This is a genomic window from Candidatus Lokiarchaeum ossiferum (assembly GCA_025839675.1).
Taxonomy (GTDB): Archaea; Asgardarchaeota; Lokiarchaeia; order Sigyniarchaeales; family Promethearchaeaceae; genus Lokiarchaeum; species Lokiarchaeum ossiferum.
Genome location: CP104013.1, coordinates 885902 through 911435 on the forward strand (window position 1 = coordinate 885902; position 25534 = coordinate 911435).

The 25534-nt window shown below is 34.3% G+C and carries 21 protein-coding genes; 14 read left to right on the top strand and 7 right to left on the bottom strand.

Annotated features, from left to right (window positions below; translation table 11 throughout):
- Positions 1–32 precede the first annotated feature (32 nt).
- A complete protein-coding gene (locus NEF87_RS03585; RefSeq protein WP_371805027.1) occupies positions 33–728 on the top strand; it encodes a hypothetical protein in 696 nt (231 codons plus the stop codon).
- 82 nt (positions 729–810) lie between these two features.
- On the opposite strand, the gene NEF87_RS03590 is transcribed toward NEF87_RS03585, so the two are convergent.
- Positions 811–1383, bottom strand: a complete 573-nt coding sequence (locus NEF87_RS03590; protein ID WP_371805028.1) for a hypothetical protein — start codon at positions 1381–1383, stop codon at positions 811–813.
- A 139-nt stretch (positions 1384–1522) separates the two neighbouring features.
- Here NEF87_RS03590 and NEF87_RS03595 point away from each other — a divergent pair, with 139 nt between their 5' ends.
- The 4 genes from NEF87_RS03595 (at position 1523) to NEF87_RS03610 (ending at position 5807) form a co-directional block, all read left to right on the top strand.
- Positions 1523–2401, top strand: a complete 879-nt coding sequence (locus NEF87_RS03595) for an ADP-ribosylation factor-like protein (protein ID WP_371805029.1) — start codon at positions 1523–1525, stop codon at positions 2399–2401.
- A 47-nt stretch (positions 2402–2448) separates the two neighbouring features.
- Entirely contained in the window at positions 2449–4197 is a 1749-nt protein-coding gene (locus tag NEF87_RS03600; RefSeq protein ID WP_457918680.1) for a hypothetical protein, read from the top strand.
- Between the two features lie 255 nt (positions 4198–4452).
- Positions 4453–5109, top strand: a complete 657-nt coding sequence (locus tag NEF87_RS03605; protein ID WP_457918681.1) for a hypothetical protein — start codon at positions 4453–4455, stop codon at positions 5107–5109.
- On the top strand, positions 5067–5807 hold the full coding sequence (locus NEF87_RS03610; RefSeq protein WP_457918682.1) for a hypothetical protein: 741 nt from the start codon (positions 5067–5069) through the stop codon (positions 5805–5807). The genes NEF87_RS03605 and NEF87_RS03610 overlap by 43 nt, the downstream gene beginning before the upstream one ends.
- A gap of 79 nt (positions 5808–5886) precedes the next feature.
- Here NEF87_RS03610 and NEF87_RS03615 read toward each other — a convergent pair whose 3' ends face one another.
- The gene (locus NEF87_RS03615; protein ID WP_457918683.1) at positions 5887–7677 is read right to left on the bottom strand and encodes an ABC transporter substrate-binding protein; all 1791 of its coding nucleotides are present in this window, start codon (positions 7675–7677) and stop codon (positions 5887–5889) included.
- 1200 nt (positions 7678–8877) lie between these two features.
- On the opposite strand from NEF87_RS03615, the gene NEF87_RS03620 reads away from it, so the two are divergent.
- Genes NEF87_RS03620 through NEF87_RS03645 form a run of 6 tightly spaced genes read left to right on the top strand, consistent with a single transcriptional unit; the run spans position 8878 to position 14997 of the window.
- Positions 8878–9516: a hypothetical protein gene (locus tag NEF87_RS03620; protein ID WP_457918684.1), complete on the top strand. Its 639-nt coding sequence runs from the start codon at positions 8878–8880 to the stop codon at positions 9514–9516.
- A gap of 40 nt (positions 9517–9556) precedes the next feature.
- The gene (locus tag NEF87_RS03625) at positions 9557–10600 is read left to right on the top strand and encodes an ABC transporter permease (RefSeq protein ID WP_457918685.1); all 1044 of its coding nucleotides are present in this window, start codon (positions 9557–9559) and stop codon (positions 10598–10600) included.
- A 13-nt stretch (positions 10601–10613) separates the two neighbouring features.
- On the top strand, positions 10614–11720 hold the full coding sequence (locus tag NEF87_RS03630; protein WP_457918686.1) for an ABC transporter permease: 1107 nt from the start codon (positions 10614–10616) through the stop codon (positions 11718–11720).
- A 19-nt stretch (positions 11721–11739) separates the two neighbouring features.
- The gene (locus NEF87_RS03635; protein WP_457918687.1) at positions 11740–12954 is read left to right on the top strand and encodes an ABC transporter ATP-binding protein; all 1215 of its coding nucleotides are present in this window, start codon (positions 11740–11742) and stop codon (positions 12952–12954) included.
- Positions 12954–13976, top strand: coding sequence for an ABC transporter ATP-binding protein (locus tag NEF87_RS03640; protein ID WP_457918688.1), 1023 nt, complete (start codon positions 12954–12956; stop codon positions 13974–13976). The genes NEF87_RS03635 and NEF87_RS03640 overlap by 1 nt, the downstream gene beginning before the upstream one ends.
- A 55-nt stretch (positions 13977–14031) precedes the next feature.
- Entirely contained in the window at positions 14032–14997 is a 966-nt protein-coding gene (locus tag NEF87_RS03645; protein WP_457918689.1) for a hypothetical protein, read from the top strand.
- A gap of 119 nt (positions 14998–15116) precedes the next feature.
- On the opposite strand, the gene NEF87_RS03650 is transcribed toward NEF87_RS03645, so the two are convergent.
- Both NEF87_RS03650 and NEF87_RS03655 read right to left on the bottom strand, forming a co-directional pair.
- On the bottom strand, positions 15117–17078 hold the full coding sequence (locus NEF87_RS03650; RefSeq protein WP_457918690.1) for an ADP-ribosylation factor-like protein: 1962 nt from the start codon (positions 17076–17078) through the stop codon (positions 15117–15119).
- Between the two features lie 96 nt (positions 17079–17174).
- Entirely contained in the window at positions 17175–17690 is a 516-nt protein-coding gene (locus NEF87_RS03655; protein WP_371805039.1) for a hypothetical protein, read from the bottom strand.
- A 215-nt stretch (positions 17691–17905) separates the two neighbouring features.
- Between NEF87_RS03655 and NEF87_RS03660 the strand changes: the two genes are divergently transcribed.
- The 3 genes from NEF87_RS03660 (at position 17906) to NEF87_RS03670 (ending at position 21716) form a co-directional block, all read left to right on the top strand.
- Positions 17906–19264: a coiled-coil domain-containing protein gene (locus NEF87_RS03660; protein WP_371805040.1), complete on the top strand. Its 1359-nt coding sequence runs from the start codon at positions 17906–17908 to the stop codon at positions 19262–19264.
- A 205-nt stretch (positions 19265–19469) separates the two neighbouring features.
- Complete coding sequence (locus tag NEF87_RS03665; protein ID WP_371805041.1) at positions 19470–19847, top strand: hypothetical protein; 378 nt, start codon at positions 19470–19472, stop codon at positions 19845–19847.
- 324 nt (positions 19848–20171) lie between these two features.
- On the top strand, positions 20172–21716 hold the full coding sequence (locus NEF87_RS03670) for a hypothetical protein (protein ID WP_457918691.1): 1545 nt from the start codon (positions 20172–20174) through the stop codon (positions 21714–21716).
- Positions 21717–21789: 73 nt separating this feature from the next.
- Here NEF87_RS03670 and NEF87_RS03675 read toward each other — a convergent pair whose 3' ends face one another.
- The 3 genes from NEF87_RS03675 to NEF87_RS03685 all read right to left on the bottom strand — a co-directional run bounded on the left by NEF87_RS03675 (position 21790) and on the right by NEF87_RS03685 (position 25145).
- Complete coding sequence (locus NEF87_RS03675; RefSeq protein ID WP_457918692.1) at positions 21790–22395, bottom strand: indolepyruvate oxidoreductase subunit beta; 606 nt, start codon at positions 22393–22395, stop codon at positions 21790–21792.
- Between the two features lie 10 nt (positions 22396–22405).
- On the bottom strand, positions 22406–24340 hold the full coding sequence (locus NEF87_RS03680; protein ID WP_371805044.1) for a thiamine pyrophosphate-dependent enzyme: 1935 nt from the start codon (positions 24338–24340) through the stop codon (positions 22406–22408).
- Positions 24341–24611: 271 nt separating this feature from the next.
- The gene (locus tag NEF87_RS03685; protein ID WP_371805045.1) at positions 24612–25145 is read right to left on the bottom strand and encodes a hypothetical protein; all 534 of its coding nucleotides are present in this window, start codon (positions 25143–25145) and stop codon (positions 24612–24614) included.
- Positions 25146–25534: the final 389 nt, after the last annotated feature.

Here is a 25534-nt window from a genome sequence, read left to right on the forward strand (position 1 = left end):
CTTCTAATCTCAAAAAAGAGGTTAAGTCACAAATGCAATTAAAATCGGAAGTAAAACCAAATAATATCCATAAGAAAGACAATGTGGAACCAAAATCTACAGTTGTTGCACGAAATCTTCTTCGACTTTATCAATACCTTCAAATGGACAAACCTATTGAAGAAACTAAATTGATAGAAGAAATGGAATTGAATACCCCAAATGAAAAATTACGACAAAAATTGATGCAAATTGAATTAGAAAGTCAATCGATTTATGAGGAAAATCATGCATTGAGGCAAAGCGCCCTTCAAACCCAAATTGAAGCTGAAGAAAAGGTTGAAGCTATTGAAATGGAGAATGAAGAATTAAAGGGAAAAATCAAACAATTTAATACACGAATTAAAGTTGAACTTGAAAAAGTGGCTCAGAAATATGAAGCGATTATAAAAAAATTAAAACTTGAATTAAATTCCGCCCAAAGTAAAAATGAAGAAATATCGGTGGTTAGTGACGGAATTGAAGGGTTACAAGCCAAATTCACATTACTATTTCAACAAAATGAAGATCTTCAAACTGAAAATACCGCATTAAAATCCACCATTGAAGATTTAAATGAAAAAATTGTTGAAAGCAACGAAAAACGAGAAAAACAACAAAAGAAAGAACGGGAACTGGAGAAAAAAGTGGAATTGCAGAAAATGGTAATAGATGGGTATAAAAGAAAAGAACAAAAAGAAACCCAATAGTGAATTCTTCAAAAGTTGATTTAATAGTAGTGGATTTCTAATTTGTTTCTATCTCTTAGATACATTTTTTTCCTTATAACAATTAAAGTTCTAATTTCCAATCTTCAATCTTTTCCAACAGTAAACTGGAGACATTTTCATGGATTATATCCATACCCGGTTTTATTTTACGCTCAAAAGTTTTTATATCAAACAATATTTTATGACCACCTGTGATAATGAATAACTCTTCCTTTGAAGCTTTAATGACCGACAATAATTCATGAGCAGTGCTAATGGACCGGACTTTTCTCTCTAAATCATTCAAAACATCCAACGCAGTTTTATTTTCTTGCGGATCTTGTTTTGAAAAGTTTTCTGAATTCATATCAGTAAATTTTAACGACAGTTTAGATAGATGATTCTTAATTTTTTGCGCTTCATTGAGAATTTCTGATCGAGAACGGTTCGTTTCATGCAATTGATATTTCAAATCTCGTAATTCATGAACTTCTTCTTCAATTTTACCAACTTTATCAGATAAGATCGAAAGTTCGTGTTTCATTTCACCTATATTCTGTATAAGATTTAAGCCAAAATTTTGCAAGATTTGACCAAAACCATTAATTTTTTCTTCAAGAGATTTCTTTGATAATTGATCTTGTGGGTTCGCCATACTAAATCACATATTTAGATATTGAAACTATAAAACAAATAATACACTTATAATCCTATTAATTAAGTAATAAGTTAATAAGATTTATATCTAAAGTATTTATTAAGAAAGAAAAAATCACTCAAAGCCGATTAAAAGAATGATACAACATGTCAATATTTTAACTATCGATGGAAAATCGCTACTTTTTCGTGAATATGGTGCAACTAAAGTAGATCAAGACTTACTTGCAGGATTTTTAAGTGCTTTCAGTGGATTTATGATGGAAATTTCCCAATCTGAAATTAAATCAACAATCACTGGCAAGTCAAAATTCATATATAGTAAAGCGAAATCAATAATCGTGGTGATTTGTGCAGATATTGCAGATAAGGATGATGAAATCATCCCAATTTTAGAAACGATTTTAAAAAAATTTATCGATCGGTATTGGGATGTGTTTAGAAATGATAATTGGAATGGGGAACGTTCTCTTTTCAATGATTTTTTTGACGAAATTGATAAACTTATTTTAGGTCCAATTAAAGTATCCATTTTAGGATATGCCGGTGTTGGAAAAACAACGATTACCCGCTTGATAATCGGAAAAGAAGCTAATTTAGAATATATCCCTACAATTACGGCAGATATCGCAAATTATGATAAATTGGGAAGTCGAACAATAGTTCTCTGGGATTTTGCAGGTCAAATTCAATTTACTGATTTATGGAATTCCCTATTAAAAGGAACTCGAATTATTCTTCTAATCACCGATTCAACTTATAAAAATGTGCAAGCTTCAAAAAAAATTATTGAAAAATTTGTAGAAAAACGTTATTCTGATGCCGAAATCATTGGAATTGCCAATAAGCAAGATCTTCCTAACCGATTAACAAGCACATTCGTTGAAAAAATCTTAAACATTCCAACATATGGTATGATTTCTACGAATGCCGACTATCGATTAATGATCCACGAGATTTTAAAAAAATCTATTGATCGAATTAATCAACAAGACAGTTTTCGCGAGATAAAATAGACGTTTTACCAAAAATTTTTTTTAACAAAAATAAATAGGTCTTTATTATGCAGCTACAAGTCGAACCCCTAGCAATTCAAGAATCAGATAAATTTGATGTGGTAAAATTACCCCTACTTTCTGAAGAACAACAGAAGATAATTAACCCTATAGTCCCGCCTACCTCAGGAATTCGAATGGTTATTTTGGACAAAAAGAATGATTTGTTATTGATGCCCGCAAATCGGCAATATATGTTCCTACGCGTATTCAAAGCAATAAGTGAAGTCGCAAAACAAGAAATAGGTAAACCCCAACCGGGAGTTTTGCTTGTTTCCGACGATCGACCTTCGGCAAATCATCTCGTTGGATTATACGCAAAAATATTGGCTTATGATGGATATAAAATTTATTTCCAAAAAACCTATGATCCCCAATCGAAAGCGGAAGCAGATAACGAGCCCTTTTATAGTCGCATGGGCACCCCTCATGGGAGTGCAAGTGTTGCTTTATTTGAGGAAATAGATTTAGTGATCGTATTAACTGCCAGTCATAATGATCTGATCTGGAATGGGGTGAAGTTTTACATTGATTTACCAATGCCTATTAGTGGAAGGGTTATGCAATCTGTTTCACAACGAGCATTAGAAATGTCCGAAATTCGGATGCAAAAGGATTTTTGTGCCCAATACATAGATGCAGATAAACGAAATAATGATTACATAATAGATTTAACCAAAAAAGTCATAGATCTTTCGATATTGAGAAATACGAAGTTACTTTTATGGCCATATATGGGACGTGCGCCAGAATTACGAGATCTATTCGAACGCGTTGGTGTAAATGTCGTTTTAATAGAAAGAGCCATGGAGCCCCCTAATCCAACAGTGAATATTGACTATCCGTATCTTGAATCCAAAATGCAGGAGCATCAAATATCCGTCGCAATTTTATTAGATACAGATCGCGATCGCATTGTCTTGGTAACACGTAATTCTAAAACTTCCAAACTGGAAACATTTTTACCTAATTCCCTGTATGCAGCGATGCATAGCATTCTTGCAAAAGATTTTCACAAAAATATAATTAATGTGCGGACAATCCCAAGCGATCCACGCGGTGATAGCGCTTGTAAATTGAGTTTTGTTACTGGAGTAGGATATAAACACCTTGGCATGATATTATATGGTGCTTTGGGAAAAACCATCGATACAGCCAAATTTGATACAGGGATATTGTACGTTGAACAAAATTCTAAATATGAAAAATTAAAACACATCCACGATATTCAACGAGCAATTCAACAATCTCCCATTCGTGGAGAAGATATCCTAATGGTCTTATGGGAAGAATCGGGAGGGCACACAATCAACCTCCTTGACATCACCGAAGACAACAATCACATGCAAATTTCCTCGAAAATCCCTACCATTGGGGATAAATATCCTGCAGAAGCATTATTAATCATTTGCACTCTATTAGCCAAAGGATATAATTTTAGTGACATACTCTCTAAGGAGATCGCAGGTACGCGAAAAATGATTGAGGCAGATGATGAAAAAAAAGTGAAAATTGTTTCAACTTTTGCCCAAATGGAAGGTCAATCTTTCCAAGTAAAGGAGCAAACATATACAATCAACACGTTTCAACAAGTCAATAACCAAATTGCGATCATTTATCTTAGTTCTTTGCAGACTAAAGTTTATTTCCGCCCCTCTGGAACGGGTCCGGGAGTGCGTGTCTATATTTTTGGTCCGAAAAACACCATTGACCAAGAATTAGATCAAATTATTGGTAGGATCAATACAATGTTTTAACTCTTTTTTCTACTTCTTTCTTTTCTTTAGAGATCTTCTTAGACAAATACAATCAAAAGATTCTTGTAAACTAATTTTACACGAATGAATAACTAATTAAAAGAGAAGTTCAAGTTACTAAAGGTTTAATTTTGAGTAAAAGGGGTAAAACAGTCTTCAAGGTTATAAACGATCCGAATTAAATCGCCTATAACCGTTCCAAGCTGAAAACCGATCAAGTTATAAAAGGGAAAGAAGAAATAATATTGAATCTATATGATATCTTTACAGTCACGGGCGATTCCCCAATCGACCGACTGCTCTTTCCCTAAGGATATCTTTCTTTTGAAAGAATTTAAAGCTTTACTTAATGAGCAGATCAAACTATTGGGGCTGGCCAAACGATTCCGTCCTCGGCTATATACATGGGCTGATTTTGTCTTCCCAAAATTATATGCACTTACTCGACAAATCTCAGTCCATGTTGCTTCTGAAGGTCTAAATGCTTTCCTTGTTAGACATTACAAGTCAAAATATCGCTTACAACCCAAACGATTTCAAGATAAAGTACGTCATCGACGATTTATCCCACATCAGACCGATGTCGACAAATTTTTCCGCCGGTTATCGAAAAAAGAAGTTCAAAATCTCTTCGGAAATATCAATATGGCCCTCTGTCGTAAGATCGCTACTTTCTTTGGTCCTTCTCAAAAATGGCGATTCTTGGTCGATAATACGGAATATCCTTATTATGGTTCAACTCAGACCCCGTATGAACAGAAGACCTTCAAGCGTCACATGGGTACAAAACAGTGCGTATGTTTCAAGGTCATTCAACTCATTGTCAAAATATTACCCTCTTTACCGATTTCTATTTACTGCAGAAAGGGGTGGGACGTTGGCTATCAATCCCAAATTCTGTTGATTGGTTGAAATTCAATAATTTTGGGTTTAATTATGGTCTAATGGATCGGGAATTTTATCGAGTACAACTCGTGAAAATGTTAAAAGATCGTAAAATTCCGATCATAATGCCAGCAAAGAAATACTCACATGTTAAACGCCGAATTAAAAACTACTTGCTAAAAACGGCCCCTTTAGTCTCAACTTACTTATTTAAACAGAAACCAGGTGCAAAACCCTGGCAAAGTTCGGTGAATCTACATATTGTCATTGTAGGACATGATGATCAACCTGCGTGGAAAATCCGTGATCAATTCTGGAAGAAGCAAATCACTTATGATGAGGCGATTCACCAATTATCAGCATTCTTTACAACCTTGGATCCTTGGAAAAATAAACGATCGTGGGCAAAATGGTTGACTAAGACCTATAAAATTCGATGGAATCAGGAAACAGGGTTCAGCTCTTTAAATAGAATTCATGAACAATTCCGATACCGCTATCCAACTGTACATCTGGCGGAATTGTACCTTCGTGTAATGATCCACAATGGATGGCAGTTTTATCGTAATCAAGGTTTAAAACAAGGGATTCATCATCAAGAATTAACTCTTTTTTGGTATAGAAATCGTATGTTAAATCAACTTGAGGAAATCATTGTAAGATCAAGCTATGAAAATGTAAAATATTTACAAAAAAGGAAAAGGAGGCTATACTTTGAAATATAGGTTATAACCTTTAAGACTGGGTAAAAAAAAAAGATGAATAAATTCATCTTGAATACTTAAACAAGTATATGCTTGCTACTTAATGTCGTTTTTTGTAAATTAAAGCGGACATGGTAATAGCGGCAATACCCATTAAAGCAACTACTGAGAAACCAGGAATACCTTTTGGAATTTCAGAATAGTCGAAGTCCCAGAGGTAGAAGTACAATTTACCCATAGCATTTCGAGCGGTGTTCTTACATCCAGTGAAGTATACGGATCGAGCGTTGCTAACGTATAAGTATGCCCAGACACCTTGATCAATAACACGTGCTTGAATGTCTTTGTAAATTTGTTCACGGAGGGTTTCATTGGTTTCAACTAAACCGGCTTCCATTAAGTCATTTAATCCAACAACAGGTGTTGAATCATTTACGTGTGCATGGTTAGAGGTTGAGGTTGGGGATAATAATGGGTTGATAAAGTTGCTAGGATCATTATAGTCTGGACCCCATCCCAACATAAAGATTTGGCATGATCCGTCATCTAATGAGTCTAAGAATTCACCCCAGGTTAATCCACTAACGGTGACTTTGATTCCAATTTTAGCGAAGTTAGCTTTTGCTAATTCTCCAACTCCTTCACGCATGGCGTTTCCAGAGTTATAGGTGTATGTGTAAGAAACAACGGTAGCTGCTTCCCATTGATCATCGGTAGAGCTTGCGGTTAATCCAGTGGTTTGTGATAAGGCTAAATCTCCAGTTCCTTCACCAGCTGCAATAGCGGCTAACATCTTTTCACGTGCCAAAGTAAGGTTTTGGACAGGTGCTTTAATGGTGTCATCATGGTACATAATACCTTTTGGCACAATAGAGGTCATTTGAGCTAATTCACCTTGACCTAATTCTTCAATGATGTAAGTATAGTTCAAAGCGGCTTGCATAGCGTTTCGAGTGTTTTTCTCAATCTTATTGAAATCGAATCCCATGTAAATGATAACGGTTCCTTGCATTCGGTCTCCAACGTCATGATATTCACTTGATTCGTATTCGTCCATGAATTCCATACTGATTCCACCGATTGCATCGATATCTCCAGAGAGGAAAGCTTGGTTCAAAGTGGTTGCATCATCGTATAATACCCAGTGCATTTCTAAAATGTCAGGGGCATCTCCACCATACCAGTCTTCAAAGTATTTGAATACAGTTAAACGGTCGGTGTTAGATTCTTGATAGTATGGACCGGTTCCGATTAAAGTATCGGTTGCGGTTACATAATAATCATCTTCAGGTGTACTTCCTTCGAAGTCGGATAAGATTACGGAACCTGCAAAGCATAATAATGGAATGAAGGCGACGTATTCATAGTTTAATAAGAATTTAACGTGGGTTGCATTAATTGCGGTAGTGCTGTAGATCAACAATGGAGTGTTTGGATATAATGAAGCCAAAGGTTCATATAATTCTGCGATTTGGGTGGCTGATTCGTTTGAACATAAGAAGTTTAATCGATCGAATGTAAAAACAACATCGTCAGCATTAAAATCGGATCCATCATGGAATTTAACTCCAGTTTTTAATTCAACGGTATAACTATATTTAGTTCCGTTTGTTGTACTTTCTTCACCCCAAACACCGAAGGCTTTAGCCAATTGTGGTTGGATGGCGAGGCTTGGATCGGTTAAATCATAAGAGAATAGACCTTCACATACTTGATCAATGTGGTCGATTGATGCACTATCCCATGCAAATTGTGGGTCTAAATCCACAACGAGCGAGGAAGTTCCATAAATCATAGGTCGAGGCTCTAATGCTTCATCAGCTGCTGCAATAGGTAACAGTGCGCTGAGAACCAAAGCTGCCATTACGACAAATACATTTATTTTTTTCATTTTAATCACACAGTTCCCAAATTTTTATTAAAAAACTTGAAAATTTTTAGGAACATTTACTATTTAGAATTTTGACTTTAAAAAAGCTTCCTTTTTGGGCTAAGTTAAGATCCTACCTTTTTATATTGTCAGTAAGATTTTTCGCCCGATCAAAAAATCATTGAATAAATGTGATTTTTATGGTCATCGGAAGAAAATGAGAATGAAAAATTTGATAAAGGAATAAGTTAGAAATATGGCCCAAAATTGCACCAAAATGGACTATTGATCAAATAGTGATCTAATCAATTAATACTATATGATACCATTTAAATTTTTCAACTGAAATCGACGTCGAAAATAATCGCTTGCAAAAAAAAAATTTCTACAGTGGATTATGCTAATGTTGAGCACAGAAAAAACCGAATAAATTACCAAATTTGGAAAATAATTTCACGTGATGAAGAATTTTTGATTATTCACAACTTCATTTTTCAAATTTGAAAAAATCCAATTCAAAGTGATTTTAAACCTGCAAAAAACTAGATTGAAACTAATATTAATATGAAATTTATCAAATACTTCTGTTTTCATATAACAGTAGAATTACAGGAAATGTGCACAATAAGGAACAAATCGGTAGCTTTGTGATGAAGCAAGACAAAACAAATTGGAGGTAATTTCTTTTTATTCAGTAGAAGAAGAAAATGAAAATTATGAACTTTAAACATACAAAAAATAATTTTATTGAAATTATTGAATAATTCTATAGACGCTGAGAATTCAGATCATAAGTTATTATTCCAATTTATAGAACGAGTCTTCCAAGGTATTATCACTGTACAGCGGAAAAAAACTTTTATAAAATGAGAATAAAAATTAATTATCATCAAAAACTTGTTTTAGTAAATTAAATTCAATTGAAATAAAATTTATTTTTGTCCCGCTTTTTTTTCATGCTGGAAAATTTCGATAAGCTTTGCTAGGTGATATTTTCAAATTGGAAGGAAAAGTTAATAAAAAATTGAACTTCGTTTGGTTTCAAAATTATGTAAAAATGAAAAGTTTTTTATTATTATCCTTTTTCATTTTTATTAAGATTTGATTTCTCAAAGCTAGAGTATCAAAATACCTAAAAACAATTACTCAAATGAAAAATCAAACGGTATTTGTTTTTTTATAATTTACATAAAACAATTTTTTTATATAGAGTTGAAAATTATGGTTGAAGAAACAGAAAAAAAAAAATTTTCCATAGATTTTAAGCGAATAACAAAATTTGTTGTAGCATTTTTGTTAATTAACTTCTTATTCTTCGGTTGGATTTGTAATACAGGTTTATATGATTCGATCCAGTTAGATCCAAACTATATTATGAATCTGATGGAAACGGAGTATATCCGAGAACCGAGGTTATTGTTCGTATACACAAATTTATGGGACTTCACAAATACATTCACACCAATGGGGATCCATTTACCTCCTGTAGTCGATTTTGTCGAATATTTACCAGGAGCCTTTTCTATCCTAATTTTGTTTTTTATTGGGATATATCAAGGATATCAAGAAGATTTTATGGTGTATTCCATCAAAAATAATTTCTGGATGGTTCCTTTCATTGTTCTTTTGTCGTGGATCTGGTCCGCAGTAGTGTACGTTGGAACTCGAAATATTTTCCAAATTATTGGAGACTATTTTAGCAGTTATCATGGGTATTTAAACATAATCTTCCTTGTTATCTGGTACACGAGCGCAGGAATTGTGGGAGGCATTTTGAAAAGTTACTTCTATCAGAAGGCCCATGCAGTTGAAGCAGGAGTTCTTGCTGAAGAAGAAGCGAGTGAAGAAATTGCAGCATAATTTTTTTTAGAATAATATAAAATGAAAATGGTTGAAAAATATGAGTTTATTAAAATATACTATTAGAAGGATATTAGCTTTAATTCCTATCCTCTTCGGAGTATTATTCATGTCGTTTGTGCTCACTCGTGCGATGCCCGATAATCCATATAAGGCACTACTTGGAGATGGGGGTTTCAAATCAGACGCGCAAAGACAAGAATATCTCAACAATGTGGAGAGATTGGGGTTAGATAAACCGGTTATCTCACAATTCCTTATTTATGTTGGAGCTTTATTCCGAGGGGATTGGGGAACATCTATATCTATGCAAAACGGGGCGGATGTATGGGATTTATTGATGGCAGCTTTTCCAAAGTCCATTGAAATTACCATTTATTCAATGGTTTTTGCCACAATAATTGGAATTCGTGCAGGAATTATTTCTGCAGTAAATAGAAATCGCCCTAAAGATACAGCCATTCGATTCGTGGCTTTGGCAGGGGTTGCAATCCCAGTTTTCTGGATGGGTTTAATGCTCCAATATATATTAGTTATCAAAGGACAAATTTTACCTTTCGCAACTAACTATAATTCAACGAAGTATGAAATTAGTTACGCTGATGATAAAATTACTGGATTACGTTTGTTGGATTCTTTAATCAACTTAGATTTCGGAATGTTCTGGGATACTTTCTTACACTTGATTTTACCAGTTTTCTGTCTGAGTTTCATTACCATCGCAGGAATCACGCGACAAACCAGATCGAGCATGTTAGAAGTACTGGAATTAGATTATATTCGAACTGCTCGAGCTAAAGGATGCACCGAAAAACAAGTTATCTACAAACACGCTTGGCGAAATGCCATGATCCCTACGATCACAATTGTTGGTCTGAATGTAGCGGGATTAATGGGAGGCGCAGTCTTAACCGAGCACACTTTCAATCTTTCAGGAATGGGAGTCACGACCTTACTTGCCATCAGAGCAGTTGATTATTATGTAATTAATGCAGCGGTTTTCTTAATGACCTTCATCTTTGTTGTGGTGAACTTAATTACCGATTTAATCTATGGGCTCGTAGATCCTAGGATCCGTTATTAAGGAGGAAAAAAATATGTCAGCAGAAGAAAATAATATTGAAGCACCTACCTCCGTCGTAGGAACTATTGATGGAGAAAAAGCCTGGGCGATTCGTCAAAGCAAATTGTACAAACCATCAAGCTACAAAGAACAGTTAAAAGAGGTTAAAGAAAAATACATTAAATTTATCTTAACCCCAAATGCTAAAGATGATGAGCTGATTCGACGAGATTTTGAATTTAATAAATTGAAAAGCAAACGTAAATTTGCATCAAAATTAAATAACTTCTTAACCGTCTTTGGAATATTAATTATCGGAATGATTTTATTATGGGTAGTTTTTGCCCCATGGATAGTATCTCGATTCTCATTTTCAGTTTTATCAGGAGTAAATGAAAGTATTCCCCCATATGCACCTCCAGACGATACTTATTGGTTAGGTACTGCAAAATTTGGGCGTGATGTATATGGCCGATTGATTTGGGGAGCTCGCTCTTCAATCACCATGGGGTTATTCTCAATCGCAATAAGTTCCATTTTTGGAGTGATGTTAGGAATCTACGCAGCCTTCCAAGGAGGTATCATTGATAATATCATTATGAGAATAATGGACATCATTATGGCTTTCCCAGGATTAATCATCATCATCATCATCCTCTCCATTGTTGGAACATCCATGCAAACGATCTTGCTTATTTGGGGATTTTTAGGGATTCCAGGATATGCTCGATTAATTCGTGGATCAGCCTTACAAGAAATTGGAAAAACTTATGTCGAAGCCGCAAAAGTAGCAGGGACAAAAGATGGTCGAATCATGTTCAAACATGTAATGCCTAATTGTATTGCTCCTGTCGTAGTATCAGTCACCTTCAATATTGGAGGAATGATCTTAGGTCTTGCGGGATTAAGTTATCTTGGGTTTAATGACCCCACATTAATTGAATGGGGAAATGATATTAGTTTAGCTCGAGATAAATTGTATAATGCAATCTGGGCCGCTTTAGTACCTGGGTTGGGTATTTTCATCACTGTGTTAGGTTTTATGTTGTTAGGTGACGGATTACGTGATGCAATGGATCCACGCCTTCAAGGGCATAAGATGAAAAAAGTCAAAAAATCAAAAAAGAAAAAAGCGGAATAAATTGAGATGAATATAAAAAATGAGCACAACTAAAAATTACGAAAATCTACTCGAAGTAAAAGATTTGCATACATATTTCTACACCGAAGAGGGAGTTGTTAAGGCCGTTGATGGTGTATCATTTTCAATTAAAGAAGATGAAATTCTTGGATTAGTCGGAGAAACAGGATGTGGCAAGTCAGTTACCGCTTTATCTGTCGTCAGATTAATTCGATCTCCTGGAGAAATTGTTTCTGGTGAAATATTCTTTCAAGGGGAAGATATGACAAAAAAAACTGAAAATGAAATGTTGAAGTATCGAGGAAATTCCATAACAATGATTTTCCAAGATCCAATGAATTCTTTAAATCCAGTGTTAAAATGTGGAGATCAATTATCTGAAGTCTATCTGATTCACCAAAAAGAATTCTTAGAAGCAGAATTGGAAAAAGCAAAACAAGAAAATGCTGTTTTAAAACAGAAATTATCTCAAATGAAACAGAATTTAAAGACAGCTTCTGCTGAAGGGGTTGAAACATTGAAAAAACAAATCAAAGCAATCAAAAGCCGAATTAAAACTCGAATTTCCTTGCAAGATATTGCAAATCGAGAATCAGCGAAGCTTTTAGATCGTATTGGACTTCCCAATGCTGAAACTTTGATTGATCGATACCCACACGAACTTTCAGGAGGGATGCGCCAACGGATCATGATTGCAATGGGTCTAGCTTGTAATGCTAAACTTTTAATTTGTGATGAACCAACTACTGCATTGGATGTAACCATTCAAGCCCAGATTCTGGATATGATTCGGGAGCTCAAAAAGAAACTTCATAATTCCGTACTATTCATTACTCACTCTTTAGGTGTAATATATGAATTGTGCGACAAAGTAGCAGTGATGTATTCGGGAAATATTGTAGAATATGGAACGGTGAAAGATATTTTTGAAAACCCTCAACACCCATACACAAAGGGGTTACTTGCAGCAATACCTCGAGTTACCCGTGAAGATAGAAGTCGAGAATTGGCAATTATTCCTGGAATGGTGCCAAACTTAATTTATCCCCCACGAGCTTGTCGTTTCCATCCTCGATGTGAACATGCAATGACAATTTGCCAAGAAATCGATCCAAAGTTGATCAAAATGCCAAATGATGTTCAAGTTGCATGTCATTTATTTAATGAAGATAAATCGGATCCAGAATTGTATCGAAGATTAACACTATCTGAACGTTTGGAGGATGAATTATAATGACAGAAGAAGTATCTGAAAATATTGAAGAAGTATATGATAAAACTAAAGAAATAATGACCGTAGAAAATCTTCAAGTGAATTATCCAATTCTCGGAGGGATTTTCATGCGAAAAATTGGTGAAGTACGCGCTGTGCGAGATGTTTCTTTTAAATTATATCCAGAACAAACTCTGGGAATTGTCGGAGAAAGTGGATGTGGAAAAACAACCATTGCCAAGGCATTGTTAAACCTTGTTGAATCCTCTGGAGGCGAAGTTTATTACCGGAATACTCGAATCGACAATCGATTGGACAAAGAACGAATGATTCGCCAAAAAGTCCAAATGGTATTCCAAGATCCTGATGCTTCATTAAACCCCCGATGGAAAATAGTTGATATTATTGGGGAACCTCTCCGAAATTTGCGAGGTGTTAAGGATAAAACAAAATTGCGAACAAAAGTTTTGGAACTCCTTCGATTAGTTTCACTCAAGGCAGAACATTTAGATCGATTCCCTCATGAATTTTCTGGAGGTCAAAAACAACGTATCGTAATTGCTCGTGCTTTGGCATGTGATCCTGAGATAATCGTTCTTGACGAACCAACTTCCGCATTAGATGTATCGGTCCAAGCCCAAATTTTGAATTTATTACAAAAAATTCAAAAAGAATTCCACTTAGCATATATTTTTATTACTCATGATTTAAGTGTAATTCATCACATTGGACATCGGATTGGTGTCATGTATCTGGGTAAATTTGTTGAAACAGGGGATATTGAAGATATTTTCTACAATACATCTCATCCCTATACCCGAGCATTACTTTCCGCCCGACCAGCAGTAAGTGAAATTGAAAAACAAGAAAAAATCATTCTTGAAGGAGAAATTCCAAGTCCTGCCAATCCTCCAAATGGATGTTCTTTCCACCCTCGGTGTCAAGAAAAAATGTTGCCTGAATGCAACAAGAAAATTCCGGAAGAAACCATATTAACTGACAGTCACCATGTATGGTGCTGGAAATACGCTAATCGCGACTAGATAGATTACTATCTCCTTTTTTTATTATTTTTAAACTTATTCAAGTGAGATTCAAATGTTTTCCAAAAATCAAAGTAATTCAAGAAAATCAATGTCAAAAATGCCGACAAAAAAAAATGATGGCGCTCCTATGATACCCTTCATAGATATTTTGAAAAGTAAAAATTTTCCTCAACCCATTTTGCCTATGCCTTGCAGGATAGATAAGGTTGTTAATGGAAGTACCTCTTTAACCATGCTACCAAAAAAACCAATCTCGATCGAATATGATTCCAAGATCATCACTTATGATTTTCATAAATTGTATTTATCTTTCTACCAAAATATCATCTATTACGCCAAAATCAAATACAAAGAAATGACTCAACGAGAACTCCCAATTTCATTAGCAAAAAAATGGTGGGTTCAGTCGAAACCTCTTAAAGGTCAGATTAAGAATTATTCTCAAGATATAGATTTTCTTTTAACAAGCTACTTAAAGGCTTACATTAATTATTTACAATCTAATAACCAAGAAGAAGCCTTATTGGAATATTGCAAAGAAATTATTGACTATTGTCAAAAAAAAATTGAAGAAAACTCAATAACCTTCAATTTTAAGGAAAAAGAAATTACAAAAAGAATGTATCGAACCAAAAAGAAGTACCATTTTCCAGATATTTGGGAGTTTGATGTTTTAAGTGAAGAAACACAAAAAACAACAAGAAAAGCTTTCATCCCAGTGATGATTTACGATGATCTACTTGAAAGCTTTCTTTATAATAAAATGAATTTAGAAAAGAAAATGGGGAACCTTCAGGAAGAATATGGGGAAACCGAAGAAAATGAAGATGAGATTGACGTGAATTCTATAGAATTTGTAGGTTTCAAAGAGTTAGAAGATATGAAAATTATAGTTCATATTCCAACGAATCAATACAAAGAAAATGATGTTGATTTAAAAAATATTATTAATAAAATTGAGTTTAGCGATATCTTTATTGATGTAGAGGAAGAAGACGATGATTTCTTCAATATCTAATTTTTTATCTCCTTATTATATATAACATTTTTAATGGAAAATTCATTAGCATGCATAGTAGGAGAGTTTATTAAAATATAATTTTTGACGAACGATTTTAAAGTAGAAATGAGAAAAAATTACAGATTTTGAATTTCCAAAATTTGTTTTTCGATTTTTTGTTTTAGTAATTCTAATCTTCCAACCTTCTGTTCATAATCTTCATCTGAAAGATCTCCAGTAATGTTTTCCATCTCAAGATCTAACATTTTGTTGTTTACATTCGCTAATTTAATTTTTAATTCAGTTACCATTTGTACAGAAGATTTAGTTTCCGTTGAAATTGACTCAGCTTTAACCGGAGGTGAAACATCGTGTTTATTAGAACTTTGGTCGAGATGTGGAATCGGGGGCGGAATAACAGCAGAAACAGATGCATTTGAAGAAGATGGTTCGTTTATGGGAGATAATATACTCGGACTTATACCCAAAGTAGCTTTTGAAAGCGGATTTTCTGGAGATTTGGGGGTTTCTTTTTTTGCTTGTAATTTGTTTAATAACATCCCCAATTGGTCCAGTTGTTGAGGGGGCTGAGATGCACCATCAGGAAGAACGGTTGATTTTGGTGCTGGAGGAACTTGTACAGAAGGCTTCGGAGGCACCTGAACGGGTGGTGCGGGAGGGACTTGCACGGAAGATGCTGGAGGAACTTGTACAGATGGCTTCGGAGGCACCTGAACGGGTGCTGCGGGAGGAACCTGCACGGAAGGTGCTGGAGGAACTTGTACAGATGGCTTCGGAGGCACCTGAACGGGTGCTGCGGGAGGAACCTGCACGGAAGGTGCTGGAGGAACTTGTACAGAAGGTTTCGGAGGCACCTGAACGGGTGCTGCGGGAGGAACCTGCACGGAAGGTGCTGGAGGAACTTGTACAGAAGGTTTCGGAGGCACCTGAACGGGTGCTGCGGGAGGAACCTGCACGGAAGGTGCTGGAGGAACTTGTACAGATGGCTTCGGAGCGTTTTGAATTGGTGTAGATGAAGAATCTTGGCTTGCAGGTGCCATTTGCTTTAGTATGGAGCGTATTTTCTGAGATTTTTCATTAAAATCTTGACTTACTCGATCGTCCCCTAATTCCAAGCTCAAATCAGCAAGCGTTTCAAATAATTTTACAGCAGCAAGAAAGTCTCCCCCTTCAAGAGCTTGTTCAGCTTCTTTTAATTTTCTATCGCGCTCTAATAGAGGTTTTAATAATGGTGAAACTTCCCCAGACATTTCTAAAATGTCAGCAATAATTGTAATCATTTTATCGCGATTATCCGGATCTGTAGCAATCATAGAATAAGCTTTGATATTCAAGTGTCTTTCAATATCTGCAATGGGAAGTGCATCTGGCAAATCTTGTTTGTTTCCAATTGCAGCTGCATGAGCATAAGGAGCTTCTTTTTTAATTAATTCAACAAAATATTTACTCTTTTCACAATTTTCCAGTGAAGAATCAGTGATCAATAACACTGCATCGGAACCTTTAATGAAATTATTCCACAAGAAACTAAATTGTTCCTGTCCTGCAAAATCCCATAAATGGAAATGCAGTTTTCCAATTTTTATTGTTCCAATATCTCCTGTAATCGTAGGTACATGTTCAACAGGAATATCTTCAGCAGTGATCAAACGAGTGATGGTAGTTTTCCCAACTCCTGAAAAACCCACTAAAGAAATTTTCGGCCGAAGATTCTTATGAATTAATTCAATTGTGGGATCAAAAATCTCAAAAGTATCTTCATCGAGTTTTTCATCCATAATTGATCCAAACATATCCATAAATTCTTTTCTGCACCGGGATAATTCTTTTTTCACGTTTGCAAATTTATCAGATAAATCAGAAACGAAGAAGAAAATTACGTTTTGTTCTGGAACGGATAAATAATTAATACGATATTTAAAGAAATCATGAAATTGAGTGTTTTCGGTTGCAATCTTAAAAGCTTCAGAAGATATTTGTTTATAGGCTTGATTGAATCCCTCATCATCTAACCCTTTTCCAAAATCTCGTTTGTAAATAATTTCACTATCTTTTGTTATGTAAACTTGTCGTAGCATGAATTTGATGCCTCACTCGGTATACTGTTTCTTCCTAGTAACAATTAATATATAGTTAATATAAATGATTTTATCCCCTTAATAGTTTCAGAGCGATTATTTTTTTGCGAGATTTTTGATTAAATGTTTGAAAATAGGAAAGCGATCTTCATTGATTTGATCTTGGTTTTCATGGGTTAATTCTAAGAATTCTTCATGCAAATCCAAATTCTCTATTTTAAATGATATAGGATTATTTGTAGATCTATCCAATGTGGAACTAATCCGTGTTATACTGGGCATATATTGAGCTAAATCTACATCTTTTGATACATAACTCATTAAATAAACGTGCTTTGCGAATGTTATTATGATATTGGCATCTTCCGATTCTAAAACTAAGCTACTAATGCTTTTCACCCCTAGTTCATCACCAACTTTATCCCTTTGGAGAATTAGATCCCATAATCGAGGAGAAATTAATTTCCCTTTTTGAAATTTTTGAATTTTTGAAGCTAAAATAATACCGTATTTATTTATAATGGCAGTATTGGTCCCTATCATATCAAAAATTTGCTGGACAACACTTTTCCAATTTATTTCTTCCGTTGTAGCCGATGTTTGCTGAGTCATTTTTTTTCTTGAATCGCTAATTTAATTATTTTAATAAGTAATATTTGGTTTCAGACCATATATATTTTTAACATGTTAATTTAATTATCCCTCAAAAGTCTAATGGGAATGCTTTTTTACTTTTAAAAAACAATTAATTAATTAGAAAGAAAATCAAGAATATATTATAAAAAAAATTGCTTCATTACATATTAGCATGGATTTAGTGACTAAAAATGGGAGATAAAGATTTAGAAAACATTATTTCTTCTATTGGACAAGAAGAAATGGCAGTAGCTCAAAAACAAGCTCAAATAGATCGCCTTAAACAGTTAATTATTAAGCAAAAAACAGAGATGGCGGAACAACAGAAATTGATTCAAGAATTGCAAGGACGAATAAATAATATGTATGATTTGCCTGCAGATATCGAAGAATTAAAACGAATGGTTGGAGAGATGAGGGCTGAAAATAATCATAAAGATCAACAATTACAAATGGCTTATGGAACTATTGCTGAAAAGGATGCTGAATTAAAAACAACCAAAGTCCAGATAGAACCATTATCGCGCAATCTTGATACGTACATCGCACAAGTTGGAGAATTAAAAGCGAAATTAATTGAACAAAATGGACTTATCAATATGAAGCAAAAAGAAATTGATGAACTCCAAATGGCCAACGAGGCTACAAACCAAAATTTAGAAAAAATGGAAATGGAATTTGCCCAACGGGTACAAGCGAGATTGAAACAATTCATGGATACTGAAGATCAGTATCAAAGCCGAATTTCTAAAATGGAAGCAGAATTCGAAGAACGCACCAAGAAAATGCAAGAACAATATAGTGTACAAGTTGATAAAGCTCAAGGATCAGTTCAAGACACGTATGAGCAATTAGCATCATTGAAAAGTGATTTAGCTCAAAAAGATGTTAAGATCACTATTTTGAGTCGAGAGCTTCAGGAAGCGAATACTTCGATTGTCCAAGAAAAATCAACTAACGAAGCTTTACAGAAAGAAATTAATTCAATTAAAGATAATCTTCGAGAAAAAGATATCGTATCTGCAGATTTTAAGAGTAAAATCGAAGCGGAATTAAAAAACGAGTTATTTACCGCAAAATCAGAATTTACTCGAAAAATTAATGAGCTTGAATCTCAATTATTAGATAAAAATCTTAAAATTCAGGAACTCACCCAAAACAGCCAAAGCGCAGATAAACGTGTGATCGAAATCAAAGCCCATTTAGACGAATTAATGGCAAAAAACAATGAAATCTCAACAAAATACCAAGAAATGTTGGAAAAATCTGAAAATCAAGATAAAACAAACGCTGATTTAATCGCATTTAAGAAGAAAAATGAAGGAATTGCAAAAAATATGGAAGGATTAATGCAATTATTCGAAGAAGAACCTCTATTCCGGACTTATTTATTAGTAAGAGATGTTGGTGCAATGGATCCGGGTTTATTAAAGAATGCCTTAGGTGTTCCAAGTATTACGGTGCAAAAATATATTGAGAAGTTTATGAAAGTGGATCTTTTTGAAAAGGTGGGTGAAAAGATTACTCTTAAACATAAACTTGCTAATTAGGGAATTTTTTTTTTATTAATTTGAGTTTTTTTGTAAACTTTTTTTTCGAGAATCAATCTTTTTCCAATTTAACTCTTTATCATGATCATATCAAGTTTTTCATGATATTTGAACCAATTATTTACAAAATCTTAAAAGTTAGTAGAGCTGAGTTATCATTATAGAATTATTGAATCGCAATATACTAAGTGGAGTAAAAAAAAAAATGCCTCAAGGAATTTTAGTATTACGCTGGGATAATGAAATAGGACCAGTTTTAATCGCAAGCTACCCTGAAAACTTAAAGGTTACCAACAATCTTTTAACTCAAGTTTATTCGGCACACAGATATTCATCTTTAACACCGGGTTTCAGTTCCCTGACATTAAAAAATAATAAAGTTGTTTCGTTCTTTTCCGGCTTGGGGGAAAAATATGTCGAAGTAGAAAACTATGTTGTTGCCTTATTATTACGTCGAGATGAAAGTGTGGCAAAATATAGAGGCATTTTGAATAAAATTGCAGCGAATATTTTAGGAAACATTGAAAACAACAAATATAAAAAATTGATTCCAAAACTATATCAAGATCTATCCCGTGTATAGATTTGTTTTACTGAAAATAATCTCGATCCATTTTTTCCAATTTCTTAAAAATCATTCAAGTTGAATAGGAGCTTTTGAATCTACTTTAACATCATAAAATGCAATTCCCTTCACATAATATTGTTTTTTTTTGATCTAAATTGATCCAATTTTGAAGAAAAATTAAGAAATCTTTAGAATTAATCTTCCAACTTTTAAGATTTTCGGTATATGTATATCTAAAAATATCTTAGTTAGAGATAAACTGCTAAAATTGAGAGTGATTGTCATTTCCGAAATGATTACTAAATTTTTTTTATAGTGCATGATTATCATATTTTATATATGACACGTAAAACGTTGAAAAAACTAGTACCTTTGATAATTCTATTTATAGTAATATATTCCATAAATTTTGGACCTATTAAAGAACAAAGATCCCGTAATAATACATCAATTGAACAGCCATCACCTTCAGAAATGGTTGGAACAATCCTTAATCCGCAATATTTTTGGATAGACCATCCTTTCGAAATTTCCTTTCGGATTGGGAATGAATATTTATTAAATTTTACACCTTATTTCGCAGGAGAAACCCCCCTAAGATGGGAAATCCACCACCAATTAAATGGAAGTCGAATATTAAATGGAACCTTCTCAAATGCAACATTAATAAGTCAAAATATCGCACCTAACTTTACGATTGATGGATTTTATTACATTAATTTGTGTTTTTATACTACAAATCACTTGTTCAACTCTTCGATCTCCGTAGATGTGCAAGAACGTCCTTCTGGACAGTATTTTTATACCAATCCACATGAAGTTGAAAATCAAATTCTCATAAATCAACCTTCTCAAATGGAATGGATTCCATATTTTGCAGGATATTCTGCTCAAGGTTGGGAACTTTTTGCAGGACAAATGGTTGAAGGAAATGACCCACAGCATCAATTAATTTACAGCGGTGATTATTATGATGGGGTGCCGTTTGTGTTAGATATTGGAAATATTTTTGACACTCCTGATAATTATGAACTTATATTAATTTTTGATACAGGGGAAGATCAGGTATTTTCATACTATTTCTATTACGAAGTTTTAGCAGAAGAATATTCCACTTACTTTGAAATAACTCATAATTCAAACATTCAGTTTAACTTAGGACAAATTCAGATTTTAGAGTACACACCTCATTTTTCGAACTATACTCCCTGGAGATATGAATTCTCTTATATTGATACTCATTCGGTCCTCGATATGGGAAGCTATGTAAATGCTGGATTTATTCAATATAATATTTCTCAGTGGTTTGAAAATCCTGGAAATTATACATTTAAAATGACTTTCTTGACCAAAGAGCTGAGATCCTTCACTGCAAACACAACGGTTGAGATATTTGAACAGTTAGAAGAAGATTCCACCCCTCCAGAGTGGAATGATCCAATAAACAATATTACAATCTTTGTAGGAACTCCAATTAATATTAATTTAAATTTCAGTGATTCTGGGGGTATTGCGAGCATAAGTACCAATGATTCAAGCCATATTTCAATAAATGAAACTGGTTTTATTCGCAATAGTTCAACTTGGAATGTTGGATCATTTGATATTAACATCTCAATCGAAGATTACAGTGGCAACATTCTAATAATCACCATTTCAGTATTCGTTCTCTCAACAAATGTAACTGAAACAACTTCTACATCAACAACAACTACTACTGAAACGACAGAAGAACCAACAAATTCGACCAGTAGTAAATCAGAGGGGAATGAATCTTCAAGTTTCTCGAATATTCCCGGATTTAAATCCCAAATCCTTGGTTTATCTAGTCTATTCATTCTTTTTAAGATATACAGAAAAAACAAAAAAGATAAATTGCATTAAGGAAGTTTTACTACTTTTTTTTACTTTTGCTTTTTACAGCATGAGAATTTATATTTCCACTTTGGAAGGATGACTACATTGTTTGATATTTCATCCCTTTCTCAAAGGCTTTCAAATTGACTTCATGATATTTTGAGGGAATATTCAATTTGATAGATTCCTTAAGATGATCTTCAGAAAATGGCATGTTGGAATTTCTTGCGAGAGCACCTAATAAAATGACATTCATTGATTGACTTAATCCCAATTCAGTACTATCTTTAAAGGCATCTACAAGAACAACATTTTTTGTCCAATTTTTCAACTCTTGAGTTAATTCTGAGATGGAAGGAGATTTGACTTTTCCATTTGATATCCTCACAGTTAAAGGTTGAAAAATAGTCGAATTGACAACGACAACTCCATCCTTCTTTAACCGTGGTAGGGATCTTACGGATTCCAATGCTTCCAAAGCAATAAGTACGTCTGCTTCCCCATCGGAACAAATGGGTGATTCTGTAGGATCAAAACCAATTGCTAAATCAGACACAACAACCCCCCCTCGTTGAGCTAAGCCATGAGTTTCCATTGTCATCACGGTGAGTCCAGCTAATTGAGCAGCCCGTGCAATTATTCGTGAGGTCGCCCCAATGCCTTGACCCCCCATACCAGTAATGTGTACTTTTAATTGTTTATTCATATCTCTCACCTTAAATTCGAGTAAAATCCTCCATTTGTTTTATCGGTTTCTCTTTCATCGGACAAGTTTGAACACAGCACCCACATCCAATGCATAATGAAGTATTTATTTCTGCTTGACCATTAATTTCTTCTATAGCTGGACAGGCAAATTCAAGCAAGCATTTCTTTATATTTCTACAAATATCATGATCGATATAGTATGGATTTGCTAAAGTCCCCGCTTTTCTCTCGGCCGTGCTCCTCATTAAGGCACAAGGTTCTTCTTGAATAACCACCGCAAGAGTCTTTTCAGTTTTAGCAAAATTAAAAGCATCAACAAGGGCATTTTCAAGCAACTCCTCATTATAAGCCGGCACTCGCTTAATAAATTTCACCCCCCATGCAGATAAAGTATCATCCATACTAATGGTTTTTGCATCAGCATATTTATGAGATAACTTCGCTCCCCGTGACTTTTTCCCAGTGTTTGGATTTGGTTGATGCCCAGTCATCGCAGTAATTCCATTATCCATGATCATCAACACTTGCATGTGCTTATTGAATATTGTATTCACAATCCCAGGCATACCTGCGTGGAAGAAGGTTGAATCACCGAGGAACGACATAATTGGAACATCTTTAAGTGCTAAAGACATCCCAGATGCAGAGGGCACTCCAGAGCCCATACTATAAAGTACTTTTCCTTGTTCATAGGGGGGGAGATAACCTAAAGTATAGCATCCAATATCAGCCATAGAATATCCCTTCAGTTTTTTCATTATTTTAGTCGCGACATGAAATGATGTTCGATGTCCGCACCCTGGGCATAGCTGAGGAGGTCTTTTAGGAACATCCAAAGTTGGCGTATATATTTGGGAAGGATTATCTATGCCTAGAATATCGGCCAGCATTTGAACCAAACGACTGGGGGAATATTCTGAAATCATTAGATCTATAAAATTCTTTTCTTTCATTTTGCCAATAATTTCCACATTGGATATTTGATTGTCAAAAAGAGCAATTTTTATAGCCGATTCGAAAATTGGATCTAATTCTTCAAGTATCTTGATTTTTTTATACTTTTTTATGAAGGCAAGTATTTTTTCAATCGGCAAAGGGTAAACAATCCCAATTTTTAGAATTGCAACACTTACACCTAACAGTCGAAGAGCGCTTTTAAGAGCAGCATAAGCATGACCACTGGTAATAATTCCAATTTGAGGAGATTCATCCCCATAGATTTCTTCAGTTAAAAGTTCTCCAGAGTTTGCCAAAGTTTTCCATTTTTCTAAATTTTCTAATGCTTTTCTTCTTAGAGGAGCTAAAGTAGCAGGCAATGGAATATAGCCACCTTCAAGATTTGGATCAAATTTTCTTGGGATTTCACTTACATGTTTGGGTCCAAACTTTACTACACCAGTCTGATGACAAATTCGAGTCGTAGAACGGATTACAACAGGCATTCTCCATTCTTGAGAATATTTCATGGCAAAACAGAAGAAATCTTTTGCTTCTTGCGCATTAGAGGGTTCCAACATAGGAATTTTTCCCAACTTTGCATAGTGACGATTGTCTTGTTCATTTTGAGATGAATGGGGACCTGGATCATCCCCTAAAATTATCACCAATCCTCCCGGTAAAGTATATTTACTTAATTGAACAAAAGAATCGGATGCAACATTCAATCCCACACTTTTCATGAACATGCACGATGGGGCTCCGCCAATTGAAGCCGTTGCAGCTATTTCTAAAGCGACTTTCTCATTTGTCGAAAATTCAAAATAAATATCACTTTCATCTTGTATTTGTGATAATCGAACCCCCATTTCACTTGTAGGAGATCCAGGATATGCTGTTGCCACTTTAACACCCGCTTCAATCATTCCCCGAACAAAAGCATCATTTCCTAATAGAATTTCTTGATGGGGGGCATCCTTCAGAATTGAGAATTTATAATCAACCATTTTTATTTATCGACCTCATTTTTGTCCACCTTAGATTTAGTTGATAGGGAGTCTATTTAAAAATTTAGCTTAAATTTTAATTGTGAAGTTAAAAAAAACCCTATAAAACGTGAGAATTAAGTGATACATGCCTAATTTTTGATTAAACATAAATATGAAAAAAATATGTTGAAATGACTAATTAAATTCCGTGCCACACAATTGACTGTGAAATCTATCCCCCTTTAAAGTGAAATAAAAACCCAATCATCGATCTGCGAATTTTCTATCTTTACTCAACTTGTTTTGAAAATTCTTGATTCGATGGAGATTTGAAAGAAAATTTCCGATAAATAGCAGGAGTATGTTTTTGATAAATATATATTAAATTGCACCATCCTACTCCAATGAAACCAATCAAATATGGCCAATTCAATTTATTATCTTTAGTTAAGGAAAACACATTTAATGCCAATCCAAAACTATTGATTCCTAAATTCAGGAACAAAATGAGGAGATAAGTGAAATGATTTCGGTAAGGATCCTCCTTCCTGTATTTTTGGTGAAATTTTTTAAATAAATAACCGTGGCTTAACAGCAGAATTCCTATACTAAGGCCAATTGAAATATATACAAGTAAATTCATATTTGCATAGACCCACACTTCATTTCTGTTTTCTTGAGGTGGTTCTTGGGAAAAGGTCCAATTTAAAATAAAGAGTATCAAGAGATACACGGCGGTTGTGAGAAATGTGGTAATGATAATCAAGAAATTCGCAGCTTGATTATATGGTTCTTCTATATTATTGCTATCAAATTGGTTCAATTTATTTTACCCTTGTCATTTTAAGTATTGCTTCAAATTTTAAATTTCTTCAATTTATTTTGTTGTTATATCCTTCTTTAGGAAAAATCCAAGAGTTTAAATCCAAAATAAAAAAACTCAACTTTTTCTCTTTAATTATTTCTAAAATAAAATAACCTATCTTCCAAAATCTCGACCCTTGTTTCCTATATATTATTTCTTCCTCGACAAAAATATCGTATATTTTCGGTTCGACTCTTCACAGTTTGCACCACTTTAGAGGTTCGGTTAAAAACTTTACTTCTTATCCGAAAGTTTTTTATGGTTTCTCTCACTACTGATCATAATCTTCTTCACTTTGTGTTGGTGGAGTCGAGGATGCAATGGTTCAACACATCCGAGATAGCCAA